The following is a 15,393-nucleotide window of genomic DNA, read 5'->3' on the forward strand; positions in this document are numbered from 1 at the left end:
AGCTACCTCGCCGGCCTACACCTGCGCGCCTCGATGATCTGGCTCAAGGACCTCACCCGAACCACCCATTGATCACGACTCAATACGCGCCCTAGTTTCAAGGCTAGGACTGGGCAGTCTGATGCTGCTCTGCGGGCCCGTTTCAGGGTGCGGGGCGGTATTGGGGAACCATCCACCAGCGGGTAGCCCCACTCGTCCAACGTGATGTGGTCGGGGAGGAGTTCGGCGCACAGGCCATGGGCCTGGCAGGACGTCCAGTCGATGTCGATCTGTTGTTGGTCCATGGTCAGTGGGCCTCGTTCGGGATCGGGAGCAGGGGTGTGGTGCTGGTCGCCGTGCACAATCCCCTTGCGTGGGCGTCGAGTTCGGCCGCGAACGTGGTCAGGGCGCTGCGGACCAGGCGGACCGTGCCGTCGGGGTGGTGGCAGGCGCCCCGGCCCTCGACCAGGCCCGACCAACGGGCCACGTCCTGGCGGGTGTTGCCCTGGGGGCCGGGCGTGGCGAGGGTCTGGAAGGCGGAGGCGATGCGCGGGAGGCCGTTGAGGCAGGGGCCGCACTGGCCGGCCGACTGGAGGGCCAAGTAGCGCAGGACGCGGGCGGTTTCGGCCACTCCGCAGCGGTCTGCTGGGAGGGCTGCCAGGACGCCTGCCCCCAAGTCGGCCGCGTTCAGGGTGCGTTGGGCCGCCTCGGTGGATGGAATCCAGGTGCCGTGGTAACCGCCGACCAGTACTGCGGATGTTCCTTGGAGAGGCAGCAGTCTGTTCAGTGGCAGGCCGAACGGGGCTTCCACCACGCGGACTTCGCGGCCCGGCACGTGCAGGGTGCACAGTGTGCTGCCCGGCTGGGCGGGGGTGCCGGCGGTGCGGAACCAGTCGGCGCCGTAGCGGGCCACCAGGGCCAGGTGGGCCAGGGTCTCCACGTTCTGGACGAGGGTGGGGGCCTTGTGCACTCCGCGTTCGCGGACCGGCGGGCGCTGGTGGCGGGGCAACGGGGCGTTCCCGGAGACGTATTGCGCGAGGGCCGAGGCCTGGCCGGACAAGAAGCGTTTGGGCAGGCGGAGGACCCGTACGGGCAGGGGGTCGTTGCGTTGGGTCAGGGCCGCCTCCAGGTAGGACGCGCCGTCCTCCACCGCCAGGTGGACCTCCCCCGCGCCCACTGCCCGCGCCGCCAACTGCAGGCCGTCCAGGACCAGATGGGGAGAGAGGCGCAGGAGTGTCTTGTCCTTGCGGCTGGCCGGTTCGCCTTCCGCGCCGTTCGCTACGACCACGGCTGCGCGGCCGGTGCGGCGGCTCGCGTCGGCGACCGCGACCAGCTTGCGGTACATCGGGAACGCGGCGCCTCCGCGGCCGGTGAGGCCGGATTCGGCGACGGTTCTGAGGAGGGCGTCGGGATCGCCGTAGGACAGTCGGCCGTAGCGCTGTTCGTGGGTGGCGAGGTCGGCCGCGCTGCCGCCGGGGGCGAGGAGGCGGGGGGACATGTAGACGTCGGTGAAGGTCGTGGTGGTCATGAGCGGGCTCCTTCGGCTGTGCGGAGCAGGGCTGCGGGGGTGCGGCGGGCGGCGCGGGCGGAGTGGGCCAGGCGGATGCCGAAGGCGGCGACCACGGCGGCCACGCAGGACACGGTCAGCCAGGTCATCCAGTCGGTGCCGGTGTCCGTGCCGATGCCGATGCCGTGGATCAGGGCGACCGGCCAGGAGGCGTAGGCCAGCCAGTGGACGGTGCGCCAGGCTCGGTGTCCGATGCGTTCCCGGAGGAGGCTGGTGACCAGGACCGCGAGCATCAGGTCGAGGGCGACCGTGCCGAGGCCGAGCCAGAAGGGTTCGTAGTCGGAGACGAAGGGGACGACCGCGTCCACGACGGTGATGTTCACGTAGCCGTCGATCACCGCCATCGCGATGTGCAGGGCCAGGAAGGCGGTCGCGGAGAGGGAGAGGGTGCGGTGCAGGTTCACCGTGCCGAAGCGGGGCAGGCCGGGGAGCCGGGTGCGCAGGCGGACCGCGATGCCGAGCAGGACCACGACCGTGAACAGGACGAGGCAGACGGCGCCGGTGGCGCGGTTGGCGTACCAGAGGGTCTCGGAACTCATGCGGCGGCCACCGAGTGTGTGGGCCAGCCCGGGGTCGTGACGACCGTGCCGTCCTGCGCGACCAGGCGGGCAGGGAGGCCGAGGCGGGTCAGCCAGCGTTCGGCGCCCGCGCCCTTGACCAGGGACGCCGTGCTCGCCGCGTTGGCGTCGGCGCTCGTCGCGGCGGCGACCGAGACCGTGCGCCAGGGGCTGCGGACGGGGAGGCCGGTGCGCGGGTCGACGATGTGGTGCAGCTCGTGGCCGCCCCGGCGCCAGTTGCGGGCGGCGGTGCCCGAGGTGGCGAGGCCGCCGGAGCGCAGGGCGACCGTGGCGTAGGTGCCGTGGGAGGGGGTCTCGTCGACAGAGCCGGTGATGTCCTGGACCCGGATGTTCCAGCCGCCGGCCGGGGGCTCCCCCGCGATCGCCGTGTCGCCGCCGAGGCTCACCAGCACTCCGCAGCCGGCCACCTCCGCGAGCATCGCGACGGCCCTGTCGGCGGCCCAGGCCTTCGCCGTGGCACCGAGGTCCAGACGGATGCCGGCCGGGACGGTCACCGTGCCCGTCGTACGGTCCAGGTCGATCATGCGCCAGCCCGGGGCCCGCTTCACGGTGAGCCGGATCGGGCGGTCGTCCTCGCGGACGAGGGTGAAGTCGCGGTCGTAGCCGATCGCGTTCATCGCCGAGCCGACCGTGGGGTCCACCGCTCCGTCCGTCGCCTCGGCGGCGCGCAGGGCGACCGCCAGGGCCTCGGCGAGCAGCGGGCTCACGGTGACCGGGCGGCCCGACGAGGCGTCGAGCGCGGCCAGTTCGGAGTCGGAACGGAACCGGCTGCAGGCCGCGTCGACCTCGGCGAGGTGCCGGGCGAGGAGCAGGTTGCAGGAGTCCAGCAGGGCCGGGTCGGTGACGACCAGCCGGACGCTGGTCCCCAGGGCGTGCCAGTCGGCGGCGGCCGTCGTGCGCGGGGGCGCTGTGCGCGGGATCGCTGTGGTCATCACGACGCTCCCGACGTGGAGTCGGTGGAGCTGCCGGAGGACGACGTCACACCGGACGAGGACGACTGGAGGTCCGACGAGGACGAGGACGAGGACGAGGACGAAGAAGACGACGGCGAAGAAGATGAGGAGGATGAAGTCGATGAAGAGGTCGAGCTGTCCGACGTGGACGAGGTGGAAGCAGAGGCGGACGGCGACGGTGTCGAGGACGACGACGAGCTGGTCGTGCCCGTGCTGCTCGCCGTCGTGTCCGCCTCCGCGGCCGACTGCATCGTGCCGACCAGGGCGAACACCCCGGCCGCCGCGGCCAGCGTGACCGCTGCCGTGGCCGCCGCGATGCGCCGCTTGCCTCTGCGGACCGCCGCAGCGGCCCCACGCTCCTTGACTGTCATGACCGTTCCCCTCCGCAGTGACTCTCTGTCACTCACTACGGTCGGGGAACAGCCTGAGAGAAGTCTGTGAGGCGCCCATACGCCTCCCGAGAACTCTCTGAGAGGAATCTTAAATTGCTTGAGGCTTCAACAAGCCTTACGCGGTGAGGCGGGCGATCGCCTCGTCGACGGTCAGTTCCTCGCGCTCGCCGCTCCTGCGGTCCTTGAGCTCCAGGACGCCCTCGGCGGAGCGGCGGCCCGCGACCAGGATCTTCGGTACGCCGATCAGCTCCGAGTCGGTGAACTTCACGCCCGGGGAGACCCCGGCCCGGTCGTCGACCAGGACGCGCAGGCCGGCCGCGCGCAGCTTCTCCGAGACGTCGAGGGCGAGTTCGGTCTGCAGGGCCTTGCCGGCGGCGACGACGTGGACGTCGGCCGGGGCGACCTCGGCGGGCCAGCACAGGCCCTTGTCGTCGGCGGTCTGCTCGGCGAGGGCGGCGACCGCGCGGGAGACGCCGATGCCGTAGGAGCCCATGGTCACGCGGACCGGCTTGCCGTGCTGGCCGAGGACGTCGAGCTTGAGGGCGTCGGCGTACTTGCGGCCCAGCTGGAAGATGTGGCCGATCTCGATCGCGCGGTCGAGCTTGAGGCCGGTGCCGCACTTGGGGCAGGGGTCGCCCTCCTGCACGACCACGACGTCGACGTACTCGCCGACCTCGAAGTCACGGCCCACGACGACGTTCTTGGCGTGCGTGCCCTCCTTGTTGGCGCCGGTGATCCATGCCGTGCCGGGGGCCACACGCGGGTCGGCGATGTACGTGACCTTCTCGCCGAGGCCCTGCGGACCTACGTACCCGCGCACCAGGTCGGGGCGGCCGGTGAAGTCCTCCGCCGTCACCAACTCGACTGCGGCGGGGGCGAAATGGGCCTCGACCTTACCGAGGTCGACCTCGCGGTCACCGGGGACGCCGACGGCCACGATCTCGCCGTCGACCTTCACCAGGAGGTTCTTCAGGGTGGCGGAGGCCTCTACGCCGAGGTGGGCGGCGAGGGTCTCGATGGTGGGGGTGTCCGGGGTGGGGATCTCTTCGAGCGCGGGCACGCCGGTGGCGTCCGCGGGCTTCAACTCGTAGGTGATCGCTTCGGTGTTGGCGGCGAAGTCGCAGTTCGGGCAGTCCGCGAAGGTGTCCTCGCCGGCCTCGGCGGGGGCGAGGAACTCCTCCGACTTGGAGCCGCCCATCGCGCCCGCGGTGGCGGCGCAGATGCGGTAGTCGAGGCCCAGGCGCGCGAACACCTTCTGGTAGGCCTCGCGGTGCAGGGCGTACGACTTGGCGAGGCCCTCGTCCTCCGTGTCGAAGGAGTACGAGTCCTTCATCAGGAACTCGCGGCCACGCAGGATGCCGGCGCGGGGGCGGGCCTCGTCGCGGTACTTGTTCTGGATCTGGTAGAGGATGACGGGCAGGTCCTTGTAGGAGGACGCCTGGTCCTTCACGATCAGCGTGAAGATCTCCTCGTGGGTGGGGCCGAGGAGGTAGTCACCGCCCTTGCGGTCCTGGAGGCGGAACAGTTCGGGGCCGTACTCCTCCCAGCGGCCGGTCGCCTCGTACGGCTCCCGGGGCAGGATCGCGGGAAGCAGCACCTCCTGGGCGCCGATCGCGTCCATCTCCTCGCGCACGATCCGCTCGACGTTCGAGAGGACCTTCTTGCCGAGGGGCAGCCAGGACCAGATACCGGCCGCCGTACGGCGGACGTAACCGGCCCGCACGAGCAGCTTGTGACTCAGGACCTCGGCGTCCGCCGGGTCGTCGCGCAGCGTCTTCGCCATCAACTGGGACATGCGCTGGACCGGTGCGTTCGCCATGGTTCCTGTACTCCTGCCGGGAAAGGGTGATGGCTAGGAGGTTAGCCGGGCTCGCTGTGCCGGTGGAAATCGGTTAGCGGCGGCGGAGCGGCAGGGGGGCGCCCATCACGGCGTACGGCTTCGGGGCGCTGGGGAACAGGACCTGGCGGGCGAGGTCCTCGTAGCCGAGGGAACGGTAGAGGCCGCGGGCCGGGCTGTCGGTGTCGATCGCGGAGAGGATCGAGCGGGGTTCGGTGGCGGCGTCCGTGATGGTGGTGATCAGGGAACGGCCGACGCCGCGGTTCTGGTAGTGCGGGTGGACGTGCAGCTCGGTGATCACGAAGGAGTCGTCGAGCCAGGTGTCGTGGCCGCCGGTGCGGAGGTACGGCTCTACGACCGTGGACCACCAGTGGGTGCGGTTGTTGGGCATGCCGTAGACGAAACCGACGAGGCGCTCCGCTGAGGTGGCACCAAGGGCTCTTGCACCTGGGTAGGTCATGTGGCGCAGGACGATTTGCCTACGTACGGCTACCTCGTCTGCGCCTAGGCCGAATGCGAGGGCCTGAACGGCTAGGGCTTCGTCTACGTGGGCCGAGAGGTCCAGGGGGCCGATCACGACGTCTTGGGGGTGGCGGTGACCGTGACCGGGAAATCGCATGTGGGGAGAGTACAGGGGTGTGACGGTTGTCTTTCGGGTGCGGGCCGGTTGTGGTTGCTCGCGCAGTTCCCCGCGCCCCTTGGGGGTCGCCCCTCAGCGTGTTTCAGAAGAGGACGCTCATGAAGGCGCCGACCTCTTGGAAGCCCACCCTCAGGTACGCCCTTCTCGCCGGTGTGTTGAAGTCGTTGACGTAGAGGCTGACCACCGGGGCCACGTCCGCCAGCGCGTAGCGCAGTACCGCTGCCATCGCGGGGGCCGCCACGCCCATGCCCCGGTACTGGGGGGCCACCCAGACGCCCTGGATCTGGCAGGCCTTGGGTGTCGCGGCGCCGATCTCCGCCTTGAAGACGACCTTGCCGTACTCGTCGAGACGGGCGAACGAGCGGCCGGAGCCCACGAGTTCGGCGACTCGGGCCTGGTAGAGGAGGCCGCCGTCGCCGGCCAGTGGGGAGACGCCCACCTCCTCGGTGAACATCGCCACGCACGCCGGCATGATCGTGTCCATCTCGTCCTTGCGGATGCGGCGGACATACGGGTCGGGGGCGATGTCGGCGGGCATGCGGTCGGCGACCATGAGGGGCTGGTGGGCGCGGACCTCGCGGGCCGGACCCCAGCTGGGTTCGAGGAGCCGCCACAGCTGGGCGGTGGCCTCGGCGGGGCCGACGATGGAGGAGCAGCGGCGGCCGGCCCGGCGGGCGCGGTCGGCGAAGGCGCGGACGGCCCTGGGGGTCGCGCAGATCGGGACGAGGTTGGCGCCCGCGTAGCAGAGGGACGTCAGCATGCCGTCCTCGTACCAGCCCCACATCTCGCCGCCGAGCCGCCACGGGTCCAGGCCCGCGACCTGCACCCGCGAGGTCACGAAGGCGTTCGTGACCGGCTCGCGGTCCAGTACGGCGAGCGCGGCGTCCAGGTCGCTCGGTTCGAGCACCCGAGAGGTGGTCTGGGTCAACACGTACGGGAGCCTCACCCTGGGGACTGCTGATCTCCGCACTTTACCCGGCGAAGTCAAGACTCGCCGCCCGACGGGGGCCCCGGCCATGTCATCCCCGGGACGCGAGCCCCAGGAACGCCTGCCAGGTGGTGGGGGCGAGGGCGAGGACGGGTCCGCCGTCTTCGGGGAGCCGCTTGGAGTCTCGTACGTGGATGGTGGTGGGGCAGGGGGCGATCTCTACGCATTCGCCGCCCTCGCCACTGCTGTAGCTGGATTTGTGCCAGGCGAGCGCGACCTCGACGCATTCGCCGCCGTCGCCGCTGCTGTAGCTGCTCTTGAACCACAACAGCCTGGACGACTCTTCGACGTTCATGTCTCTCCCAGCAACTTCTCTACGAGGGCCAGCGATTCGCGCGGGGTCAGGGCCTGGGCCCGCAGGAGGCTGTACTGCTCCTCCAACTCCCTGACCGTCGTGCGGTCGGTGAAGAGGCGGCTGTGCCGGTGCGCCTCCACGTAGGCGATCCTGCGCCCTTTCTCCGTCTCGATCAAGCTGAACGGACCAGCCAGCGCGGCATGCTCCTCGCGGGCGTCCGGCATGATCTGGATCTGTACATGGCGGCGCTCACCGACGAGCAGGATCTGCTCCAACTGCCCCCGCCAGACGGCCGATCCGCCCAGGCGCTTGCGCACGACGGACTCCTCCATCACGAAGGACATGGTGGGCTCCGGTTTCTGGGCGAATACCTTCTGCCGCGCCAACCGCGCCTCCACCCGCTGCTCGATGGTCACCTCGTCCAGCAGGGGCCGCCGCATGGTGAACACCGCCCGCGCGTACTCCTCCGTCTGCAACAGACCGGGAACTCCCTGCACGGCGAAGAAGTGCAGCGCGACCGCCTTCTTCTCCAGCGCCGCCGCATCCTGGAAGAACGCCGGATACTGCGCCCTCTCCATATCCTCGATGAACTCGCTCAACACCCCCTCCGCGCCCAGCACTTCATCAGCCTGCGCGATAAACCTCCCGGATGGAATCCGCCTCCCCTGCTCGTACGAGGCAATCGTCGACGCCGAGTACCCGGTGAGCGCCCCGAGTTGCGCACGCTCCATCCCCGCCCGCACCCGGAACCGCTTCAACTGCCGCCCGAAGACATGCAGTACCCCCGAACCCGCCTCCGCCTCCGGCGCTTCCCCCTCAGCTGCTGCTTCTTCTTCGCTCATGCACACCTCATTGCCCTCACCCCACCGCCGGTCACGGCTCACACGCGTACAACTGGCCGCCGTACGCGTACAACGCGTGACGGTCACGGCGTCGCCGCTGTTCAACGCTACGCACGAGGCGGGAGCGTGGTGGCATGAAGTCACCGACTCCCCTGGACCGGCATATGCCACAACTCCCGGCGCCCCTGCACGAGTTCGCGATGCGGTTCACGTCCACCCCGCGCGGCGCACGACTCGCCAGGCGGCTTGTCTCCCACCGGCTGCACGACTGGGGTCACCCCTACGACGGTCCCGCCAACGAAACGGTCACGCTGATCGCCGCCGAGCTGGTCGCGAACGCCGTGCGGCACGGGCACGTCCCCGGGCGGGACTTCCACCTGCGCCTCATCGAAGTGCCGTCGTCGCCCGGAACGCCGTACGTCCTCCGTCTGGAGGTCACCGACACCCGTGGTGAACGGCTGCCCGAACCGCAGCGCCAGGACCCGGGGGACGGCGAATCGGGGCGCGGGCTGGTGTTGGTCGAGGCACTCGCCACTCGTTGGGGCGTTGTGACGCGTGCTCCCGGGAAATCGGTCTGGGCGGACGTACACCTGTGCCCCGGCACCACCTGAGGGGATGCCGGGGCACAGTCCACGGAAGAGGGGGAAGCGGGCTTCGAACTTGAGCGGTACGGCCCCTTGCCGCTGCCATCCAGAGCAGACCCTCCCCGCAGAAATGTGACACTTCAGCCCCGAGTGTCACATTTCCGTGCCCCACCCCCCGGCACCGGGCATCCCCGTACACCGCCCCACGGCGAAGACCCGGGAAAAGGCCTCAGCCCGCGATCGACACCGAGGGCTCGCCGGAGGCGACGCCGTCCGCCTCCATCTGCTCGGCGATCTTCATCGCCTCCTCGATCAGCGTCTCCACGATCTTCGACTCGGGCACGGTCTTGATGACCTCGCCCTTCACGAAGATCTGGCCCTTGCCGTTGCCGGAAGCGACGCCGAGGTCGGCCTCGCGGGCCTCGCCGGGACCGTTGACGACACAGCCCATGACCGCGACCCGCAGCGGGACCTCCATGCCCTCAAGGCCCGCCGTGACCTCCTCGGCCAGCTTGTACACGTCGACCTGGGCGCGACCACAGGACGGGCACGACACGATCTCCAGGCGGCGGGGCTTGAGGTTCAGCGACTCCAGGATCTGGTTGCCGACCTTGACCTCCTCGACCGGGGGCGCGGAGAGCGAGACGCGGATGGTGTCGCCGATGCCCTGGGAGAGGAGGGCGCCGAAGGCCACGGCCGACTTGATCGTGCCCTGGAACGCCGGGCCCGCCTCCGTCACGCCGAGGTGCAGCGGGTAGTCGCACTGGGCGGCAAGCTGGCGGTACGCCTCGACCATCACGACCGGGTCGTTGTGCTTCACCGAGATCTTGATGTCCTGGAAGCCGTGCTCCTCGAAGAGGGACGCTTCCCAGAGGGCGGACTCGGCCAGCGCCTCGGGGGTCGCCTTGCCGTACTTCTTCAGCAGCCGGCTGTCCAGCGAGCCCGCGTTCACGCCGATGCGGATCGGGGTGCCGTGGTCCTTCGCGGCGCGCGCGATCTCCTTGACCTTGTCGTCGAACTGCTTGATGTTGCCCGGGTTGACGCGGACCGCCGCGCAGCCGGCCTCGATCGCGGCGAACACATACTTCGGCTGGAAGTGGATGTCCGCGATGACCGGGATCTGCGACTTGCGGGCGATGGTGGAGAGCGCGTCGGCGTCGTCCTGCGTGGGGCAGGCCACGCGGACGATCTGGCAGCCGGACGCGGTCAGCTCGGCGATCTGCTGGAGCGTGGCGCCGATGTCCGACGTACGGGTGGTCGTCATGGACTGCACGGACACCGGCGCGTCACCGCCGACCGCCACGGACCCGACCTGGATCTGCCGGCTCTTGCGGCGCTCGGCGAGCCTGGTCGGAACGGACGGAATGCCGAGAGAAATCGCAGTCATCTGCTGTGCAACCCCAAGTCGTGGATCAAGGCCCCGGTCCCGGAACAACGGGCTCCAGGCTTCGAGATTACGTCACCTGTGCGGGCCCGAGCACATCCCGCCGGTAAACCCACCCATTGGAGGGCGGCCCCGCACAAGGAATGCGAGGCCGCCATGAACCAGGGGTTACTAGGAGATTTTCACCGGGTTGACCACGTCCGCCACGAGGACGAGCAACGTGAAGCAGACGAAGAGCCCCGCCACCACATAGGCGACCGGCATCAGCTTCGCCACGTCGAACGGGCCCGGGTCCGGGCGCTTGAGCACCTTCGCCAGGTTCCGCCGCAGCGACTCCCACAGGGCGCCCGCGACATGCCCGCCGTCGAGCGGGAGCAGCGGGAGCATGTTGAAGAGGAAGAGTGAGAGGTTGAAGCCGGCTACCAGCATCAGGGCCATGGCCAGTTGCTGGGTCGGCGGGATGTCCAGGGTGAAGATCTCGCCGCCTACGCGGGCCGCGCCGACCACGCCCATCGGGGAGTCGGCCTGGCGGGGGGCGCCGTCGAAGGCCGCGTTCCACAGGGCCGGGATCTTGCCGGGGAGGGCCGCGATGGAGTCGACGGCCTCGCCCATGCGGTCGGTCATCCAGGTGACCGAGTCGCCGAGGTCCTGGCGGACGATGCCGGTGGCCGCGCTGAAGCCGAGGAAGCCGGCGGTGACGTACTGGCCCTGCACGATCTGGCCGCTGGAGTCCTTCTTGGCGACCTGGTTGGAGGCGATCTTCGCGTGCAGGGTGACGTCCTGGCCCTTGCGGTCGACGACGATCGGGACCGTCTTGCCGGGGGCGGCGCGGATCAGGTCGGAGAGTTTGTTCCAGTCCGTGGTCTTGACGCCGTTGAAGCTGAGGATCTTGTCGCCGGCCTTGAGGCCCGCCGCCGCCGCCGGGGAGGCCGGGTCGGACTTCTTGCAGGTGTCGCGGTTCTGGCTCTGCGCGATGACGCACTGGGAGACCGAGCTGACCGTGTTGGTCTGCTGCGAGATGCCGAAGCCCATCAGGACGGTGAGGAAGAGCGCCACCGCCAGGATCAGGTTCATGAACGGGCCCGCGAACATCACGATGACCCGTTTCCAGGGCTTGCGTGTGTAGAACAGGCGGGACTCGTCGCCGGGCTCCAGCTCCTCGAAGGCCGCCGAACGGGCGTCCTCGATCATGCTGCGCCAGGGCGAGGTGGAGCGGACCTCGATCCTGCCGTCGGGGCCTGGCGGGAACATGCCGATCATGCGGATGTAACCGCCGAACGGGATGGCCTTGAACCCGTACTCGGTGTCGCCCTTCTTCCGGGACCAGACGGTCGGGCCGAAGCCGACCATGTACTGGGGCACCCGGATGCCGAAGAGCTTCGCCGTGGACAGATGCCCCAGCTCGTGCCAGGCGATCGAGACCAGCAGGCCGACCGCGAAGACGACTATGCCGAGGATCATCATCAGGGCTGTCATGCGCGGGCCTCCGCGTTCGCCGTGGTCGTCTGCGCTGTCAGTTCGCGGGCCCGGGCGCGTGCCCAGGTCTCCGCTTCAAGGACGTCGGACACGGTCAGCGAAGTTCCCGCGGCCGGTGTCCCGTGTTCCTCGACCACCCGTGTCACCGTCTCCATGATTCCGTTGAACGGCAGCGCGCCCGCGCGGAACGCCTCCACGCACTCCTCGTTGGCCGCATTGAACACCGCCGGGGCGGTGCCCGCGAGCTGTCCCACGTGCCGGGCGAGGCCGACCGAGGGGAACGCCTCGGTGTCGAGCGGGAAGAACTCCCACGTCGACGCCTTGCTCCAGTCGAACGCGGGCGCCGCGTCCGGGACCCGCTCGGGCCAGCCGAGCCCGATGGCGATCGGCCCGCGCATGTCGGGGGGCGTCGCCTGGGCGAGTGTCGAACCGTCCGTGAATTCCACCATCGAGTGGATATACGACTGCGGGTGCACGACCACCTCAATGCGATCGAAGGGAATGTCGTACAACAGGTGCGCCTCGATCACTTCGAGCCCCTTGTTCACCAGGGTCGCGGAATTGATCGTGATCACCGGGCCCATGGCCCAGGTGGGGTGCGCGAGGGCCTCTTCCACGGTCACCCGCGCCAGGTCCGCCTTCGTACGACCCCTGAAGGGGCCGCCGGACGCGGTGACGACGAGCTTGCGGACATCGGCGCGGGTACCGGCGGCGAGCGCCTGGAAGAGCGCCGCGTGCTCGGAGTCCACCGGGATGATCTGGCCGGGCTTGGCGAGCGCCTTCACCAGCGGGCCGCCGACGATGAGCGACTCCTTGTTGGCGAGCGCGAGGACGCGGCCCGCCTCCAGGGCGGCGAGGGTGGGCGCGAGGCCGATGGACCCGGTGATGCCGTTCAGCACGGTGTGGCAGTCCGGGGAGCCCGCGAGCTGCGTGGCCGCGTCGGGACCGGCCAGGATCTCGGGCAGCGGCTCCCCCGCGCCGTACCGCGCCGAAAGGGCCTCCCTCAGTGCCGGTACGACGTCCTCGCGGGCGACCGCGACGGTCCGCACCCTGAGCTGGTACGCCTGCTCGGCCAGCAGCCCGACCCGGCCGCCGTTGGCGGAGAGGGCGGTGACCCGGAAGCGGTCCGGGTTGCGCCGCACGAGGTCGATGGCCTGGGTGCCGATGGACCCGGTGGACCCCAGGATCACCAGGGCCCTGGGACCGTCGCCCACGACGGGGTCGTAGACGAGATGTGGGTCGGCGAGGGGTGCTGGACTGTCGCTCATCCCTCCATTGTTGCCGCATCGGGTGGCCGGGGGGACAGCGGTTCCCTCGCTCGGGTGGCTTATCGGCTCTCGTCGGTGATTGAAGGGAAATCCCCCTTTGTGAATACGGCGTGAAGGTCGTGTGATAACACTTCAGTCCTGCGCCGGTGGACGACCGGCGCGTGGACGACATCCTGGGGGGATTCTCCATGCGGATACGCACTGCCCTGCCCGCGCTCGCGGGCGCCGCGATACTCACCGGCACACTCCTGAGCACCCCGGCCGAGGCCGCCGGCGGGGTCACGATCTACCACGTCTGGTTCGACAGCCCGGGCTCGGACAACCGGTCCAACACGAGCCTGAACGGCGAGTGGGTGCAGATCAAGAACACCAGCCGGTCGGCGATCTCCCTCAAGGGGTGGATCCTCAAGGACGTCTCGAACCACCGGTACGCCTTCAAGAACATCAAGATCGGCGCCGGCAAGTACATCAAGGTGCACACCGGCAAGGGCACGGACACCGCGTCGAACACGTTCCAGAACCGCGCCGCCTACGTCTGGAACAACACCAGCGACACGGCGACGCTGACCAGAGCGAGCGGCAGCAAGGTCGACACCTGCTCCTGGACGACGCGGGATCCGAGCGACAAGTACTGCTGATCCGGGGTCAGTTGACGGGTCGGTGCACGTTGTCCAGCTTGCTGGGTCCGGGGGTCGCGTCGGCGATCCACGGGCCCTCGCCCGACGGGTCGACGATGCCCTCCTCCAGCCAGGTGTACGCGCCGCCCATGACGCCCTTGACCACCTTGCGGTCGAGGTCGTCGGTGTTGGTCCACAGGCGGCCGAAGAGTTCCTCGACGCGGATGCGGGACTGGGCGCAGAAGGCGTCGGCGAGTTGGTAGGCCTCGCGGCCGTGTTCGCCCTGGGTGCGCAGGAGTTCGGCCCGTACGCAGACCGCGCTCATCGCGAACAACTCCGCCCCGATGTCGACGATCCGGCCCAGGAAGCCCTGCTTGGTCTCCATGCGGCCCTGCCAGCGGGACATGGCGTAGAAGGTGGAGCGGGCCAGCTTGCGGGCGCCCCGCTCGACGTAGCGAAGGTGCCGGGAGAGGTCGACTTCGTGGCGGAACTCACCGTAGGTGCGCGGGAGTTGACCGTTGCCCGCGACCAGCTTCGGGAGCCACTTGGCGTAGAACACGCCCGCGTTGGCGCCCGCCTTCGCCTTGTCGGACAGGGACTTGTCCGGGTCGATGAGGTCCCCGGCGACCTTGAGGTGGGCGTCGACGGCCTCGCGGGCGATGAGGAGCTGCATGATCTCCGTCGAGCCCTCGAAGATGCGGTTGATACGGAGGTCGCGCAGGACCTGTTCGGCGGGGACCGCCTTCTCGCCGCGGGCCGCGAGGGATTCGGCGGTCTCGAAGCCCCGGCCGCCGCGGATCTGGACCAACTCGTCGGCCATGAGCCAGCCCATCTCGGAGGAGAAGAGCTTGGCCAGCGCGCCCTCGATACGGATGTCGTTGCGGTCCTCGTCGGCCATCTGCGAGGACAGGTCGAGTACGGCCTCCAGGGCGAAGGTCGTCGCCGCGATGAAGGAGATCTTCGCGCCCACCGCCTCGTGCTCGGCGATCGGCCTGCCCCACTGCTCACGGGCCGCCGACCACTCGCGGGCGATCTTCAGGCACCACTTGCCGGCGGCGACGCAGGACGCGGGGAGCGAGAGGCGGCCCGTGTTGAGGGTGGTGAGGGCGATCTTCAGGCCCGCGCCCTCGGGGCCGATGCGGTGGGCCGCCGGGACCCGGACCTGGTGGAAGCGGGTGACGCCGTTCTCGATGCCCCGCAGGCCCATGAAGGCGTTGCGGTTCTCGACGGTGATGCCGGGCGAGTCGGTCTCCACGACGAAGGCCGTGATGCCGCCCTTGTGGCCCTCGCTCTTCGGCACCCGGGCCATCACGACCAGGAGGTCGGCGATCACGCCGTTGGTGGTCCAGAGCTTCACCCCGTCGAGGACGTAGGAGTCCCCGTCGGGCACCGCGCTGGTCGCGAGGCGCGCCGGGTCGGAGCCGACGTCCGGTTCGGTGAGCAGGAAGGCGCTGATGTCGGTGCGGGCGCAGCGGGGCAGGAACTCCGCCTTCTGCTCGTCCGTGCCGAACAGCTTCAGCGGCTGCGGTACGCCGATCGACTGGTGCGCGGAGAGCAGCACGCCGACCGCCGGGCTGGCCGAGCCCGCGAGGGCCAGCGCCTTGTTGTAGTACACCTGGGTGAGACCGAGACCGCCGTACTTGGTGTCGATCTTCATGCCGAGGGCGCCGAGTTCCTTGAGACCTGCGATGACCTCGTCGGGGATGCGGGCCTCGCGTTCGATGCGGGCGGAGTCGATCTGCGTCTCGCAGAAGGCGCGCAGCTTCGCGAGGAACTCCTCGCCGCGCCGGACGTCGTCGTCCGGCGGGAGCGGGTGGGGGTGGATGAGGTCGAGCCGGAAGCGGCCGAGGAACAGTTCCTTGGCGAAGCTGGGCTTGCGCCAGTCCTGTTCCCGGGCGGCCTCCGCCACCTGGCGGGCCTCGCGTTCGGAGACGGTCGGTTTGCTGGGTGGAGCGGACATGAGGCTCACCTCGCCGCGAATCGGGACCTCGGT

At 69.7% G+C, this 15,393-nt stretch carries 16 protein-coding genes; 3 read left to right on the forward strand and 13 right to left on the reverse strand.

Going from position 1 to position 15,393, the window contains the following annotated elements; translation table 11 throughout:
- Nucleotides 1-2 precede the first annotated feature (2 nt).
- The 4 genes from ACIQBL_RS34205 to ACIQBL_RS34220 are packed head-to-tail and all read right to left on the reverse strand — an operon-like array spanning nucleotide 3 to nucleotide 3,056.
- Nucleotides 3-284 carry a ferredoxin gene (locus ACIQBL_RS34205; RefSeq protein WP_401948828.1) on the reverse strand — a complete coding sequence of 94 codons (282 nt, stop codon included), beginning with the start codon at nucleotides 282-284 and terminating at the stop codon, nucleotides 3-5.
- Between the two features lie 2 nt (nucleotides 285-286).
- Nucleotides 287-1,507: an NADH-ubiquinone oxidoreductase-F iron-sulfur binding region domain-containing protein gene (locus ACIQBL_RS34210; RefSeq protein WP_401948831.1), complete on the reverse strand. Its 1,221-nt coding sequence runs from the start codon at nucleotides 1,505-1,507 to the stop codon at nucleotides 287-289.
- The gene (locus ACIQBL_RS34215; protein ID WP_401948834.1) at nucleotides 1,504-2,085 is read right to left on the reverse strand and encodes a ferric reductase-like transmembrane domain-containing protein; all 582 of its coding nucleotides are present in this window, start codon (nucleotides 2,083-2,085) and stop codon (nucleotides 1,504-1,506) included. Before ACIQBL_RS34215 ends, ACIQBL_RS34210 begins: the two co-directional genes overlap by 4 nt.
- A complete protein-coding gene (locus ACIQBL_RS34220) occupies nucleotides 2,082-3,056 on the reverse strand; it encodes an FAD:protein FMN transferase (RefSeq protein ID WP_401948837.1) in 975 nt (324 codons plus the stop codon). The genes ACIQBL_RS34215 and ACIQBL_RS34220 overlap by 4 nt, the downstream gene beginning before the upstream one ends.
- Nucleotides 3,057-3,071: 15 nt before the next feature.
- Between ACIQBL_RS34220 and ACIQBL_RS34225 the strand changes: the two genes are divergently transcribed.
- Entirely contained in the window at nucleotides 3,072-3,518 is a 447-nt protein-coding gene (locus tag ACIQBL_RS34225; protein WP_401948840.1) for a hypothetical protein, read from the forward strand.
- 66 nt (nucleotides 3,519-3,584) lie between these two features.
- Here ACIQBL_RS34225 and ACIQBL_RS34230 read toward each other — a convergent pair whose 3' ends face one another.
- The 5 genes from ACIQBL_RS34230 to ACIQBL_RS34250 form a co-directional block, all read right to left on the reverse strand.
- Nucleotides 3,585-5,288 (reverse strand): proline--tRNA ligase, encoded by a 1,704-nt coding sequence (locus ACIQBL_RS34230; protein ID WP_401948843.1) that lies wholly within the window; start codon nucleotides 5,286-5,288, stop codon nucleotides 3,585-3,587.
- A gap of 73 nt (nucleotides 5,289-5,361) precedes the next feature.
- Nucleotides 5,362-5,925, reverse strand: a complete 564-nt coding sequence (locus ACIQBL_RS34235) for a GNAT family N-acetyltransferase (protein WP_401948846.1) — start codon at nucleotides 5,923-5,925, stop codon at nucleotides 5,362-5,364.
- Between the two features lie 103 nt (nucleotides 5,926-6,028).
- Nucleotides 6,029-6,877: a GNAT family N-acetyltransferase gene (locus ACIQBL_RS34240; RefSeq protein ID WP_401948848.1), complete on the reverse strand. Its 849-nt coding sequence runs from the start codon at nucleotides 6,875-6,877 to the stop codon at nucleotides 6,029-6,031.
- 88 nt (nucleotides 6,878-6,965) lie between these two features.
- Nucleotides 6,966-7,229: a DUF397 domain-containing protein gene (locus ACIQBL_RS34245; RefSeq protein ID WP_401948851.1), complete on the reverse strand. Its 264-nt coding sequence runs from the start codon at nucleotides 7,227-7,229 to the stop codon at nucleotides 6,966-6,968.
- Nucleotides 7,226-8,071 carry a helix-turn-helix domain-containing protein gene (locus ACIQBL_RS34250; protein ID WP_401948853.1) on the reverse strand — a complete coding sequence of 282 codons (846 nt, stop codon included), beginning with the start codon at nucleotides 8,069-8,071 and terminating at the stop codon, nucleotides 7,226-7,228. Before ACIQBL_RS34250 ends, ACIQBL_RS34245 begins: the two co-directional genes overlap by 4 nt.
- A gap of 134 nt (nucleotides 8,072-8,205) precedes the next feature.
- Here ACIQBL_RS34250 and ACIQBL_RS34255 point away from each other — a divergent pair, with 134 nt between their 5' ends.
- Entirely contained in the window at nucleotides 8,206-8,682 is a 477-nt protein-coding gene (locus tag ACIQBL_RS34255) for an ATP-binding protein (RefSeq protein ID WP_401948855.1), read from the forward strand.
- Between the two features lie 202 nt (nucleotides 8,683-8,884).
- Here the strand turns inward: ACIQBL_RS34255 and ispG are convergent, their stop codons facing one another.
- From ispG to dxr, 3 genes are all read right to left on the reverse strand, one after another.
- Nucleotides 8,885-10,042, reverse strand: a complete 1,158-nt coding sequence (gene ispG, locus ACIQBL_RS34260) for a flavodoxin-dependent (E)-4-hydroxy-3-methylbut-2-enyl-diphosphate synthase (protein ID WP_401948858.1) — start codon at nucleotides 10,040-10,042, stop codon at nucleotides 8,885-8,887.
- A 168-nt stretch (nucleotides 10,043-10,210) separates the two neighbouring features.
- Complete coding sequence (locus ACIQBL_RS34265) at nucleotides 10,211-11,503, reverse strand: M50 family metallopeptidase (protein WP_401949611.1); 1,293 nt, start codon at nucleotides 11,501-11,503, stop codon at nucleotides 10,211-10,213.
- An 8-nt stretch (nucleotides 11,504-11,511) separates the two neighbouring features.
- On the reverse strand, nucleotides 11,512-12,783 hold the full coding sequence (gene dxr, locus ACIQBL_RS34270; RefSeq protein WP_401948861.1) for a 1-deoxy-D-xylulose-5-phosphate reductoisomerase: 1,272 nt from the start codon (nucleotides 12,781-12,783) through the stop codon (nucleotides 11,512-11,514).
- 188 nt (nucleotides 12,784-12,971) lie between these two features.
- Here dxr and ACIQBL_RS34275 point away from each other — a divergent pair, with 188 nt between their 5' ends.
- On the forward strand, nucleotides 12,972-13,421 hold the full coding sequence (locus ACIQBL_RS34275) for a lamin tail domain-containing protein (protein WP_401948864.1): 450 nt from the start codon (nucleotides 12,972-12,974) through the stop codon (nucleotides 13,419-13,421).
- A 7-nt stretch (nucleotides 13,422-13,428) separates the two neighbouring features.
- Here ACIQBL_RS34275 and ACIQBL_RS34280 read toward each other — a convergent pair whose 3' ends face one another.
- Nucleotides 13,429-15,360: an acyl-CoA dehydrogenase family protein gene (locus ACIQBL_RS34280; RefSeq protein WP_401948867.1), complete on the reverse strand. Its 1,932-nt coding sequence runs from the start codon at nucleotides 15,358-15,360 to the stop codon at nucleotides 13,429-13,431.
- Between the last annotated feature and the right edge of the window lie 33 nt (nucleotides 15,361-15,393).

The sequence above is a fragment of the Streptomyces sp. NPDC088350 genome (genome assembly GCF_044753545.1).
Taxonomy (GTDB): domain Bacteria; phylum Actinomycetota; class Actinomycetes; order Streptomycetales; family Streptomycetaceae; genus Streptomyces.

Bases quoted from the DNA above. Each gene is read 5' to 3' on its own strand.
- ACIQBL_RS34245 (WP_401948851.1), bottom strand. From the start codon at position 7,229: ATGAACGTCGAAGAGTCGTCCAGGCTGTTGTGGTTCAAGAGCAGCTAC.
- ACIQBL_RS34255 (WP_401948855.1), top strand. From the start codon at position 8,206: ATGAAGTCACCGACTCCCCTGGACCGGCATATGCCACAACTCCCGGCG.
- ACIQBL_RS34205 (WP_401948828.1), bottom strand. From the start codon at position 284: ATGGACCAACAACAGATCGACATCGACTGGACGTCCTGCCAGGCCCAT.
- ACIQBL_RS34265 (WP_401949611.1), bottom strand. From the start codon at position 11,503: ATGATGATCCTCGGCATAGTCGTCTTCGCGGTCGGCCTGCTGGTCTCG.
- ACIQBL_RS34275 (WP_401948864.1), top strand. From the start codon at position 12,972: ATGCGGATACGCACTGCCCTGCCCGCGCTCGCGGGCGCCGCGATACTC.
- dxr (WP_401948861.1), bottom strand. From the start codon at position 12,783: ATGAGCGACAGTCCAGCACCCCTCGCCGACCCACATCTCGTCTACGAC.
- ACIQBL_RS34235 (WP_401948846.1), bottom strand. From the start codon at position 5,925: ATGCGATTTCCCGGTCACGGTCACCGCCACCCCCAAGACGTCGTGATC.
- ACIQBL_RS34210 (WP_401948831.1), bottom strand. From the start codon at position 1,507: ATGACCACCACGACCTTCACCGACGTCTACATGTCCCCCCGCCTCCTC.
- ACIQBL_RS34250 (WP_401948853.1), bottom strand. From the start codon at position 8,071: ATGAGCGAAGAAGAAGCAGCAGCTGAGGGGGAAGCGCCGGAGGCGGAG.
- ACIQBL_RS34220 (WP_401948837.1), bottom strand. From the start codon at position 3,056: ATGACCACAGCGATCCCGCGCACAGCGCCCCCGCGCACGACGGCCGCC.
- ACIQBL_RS34230 (WP_401948843.1), bottom strand. From the start codon at position 5,288: ATGGCGAACGCACCGGTCCAGCGCATGTCCCAGTTGATGGCGAAGACG.
- ispG (WP_401948858.1), bottom strand. From the start codon at position 10,042: ATGACTGCGATTTCTCTCGGCATTCCGTCCGTTCCGACCAGGCTCGCC.
- ACIQBL_RS34280 (WP_401948867.1), bottom strand. From the start codon at position 15,360: ATGTCCGCTCCACCCAGCAAACCGACCGTCTCCGAACGCGAGGCCCGC.
- ACIQBL_RS34215 (WP_401948834.1), bottom strand. From the start codon at position 2,085: ATGAGTTCCGAGACCCTCTGGTACGCCAACCGCGCCACCGGCGCCGTC.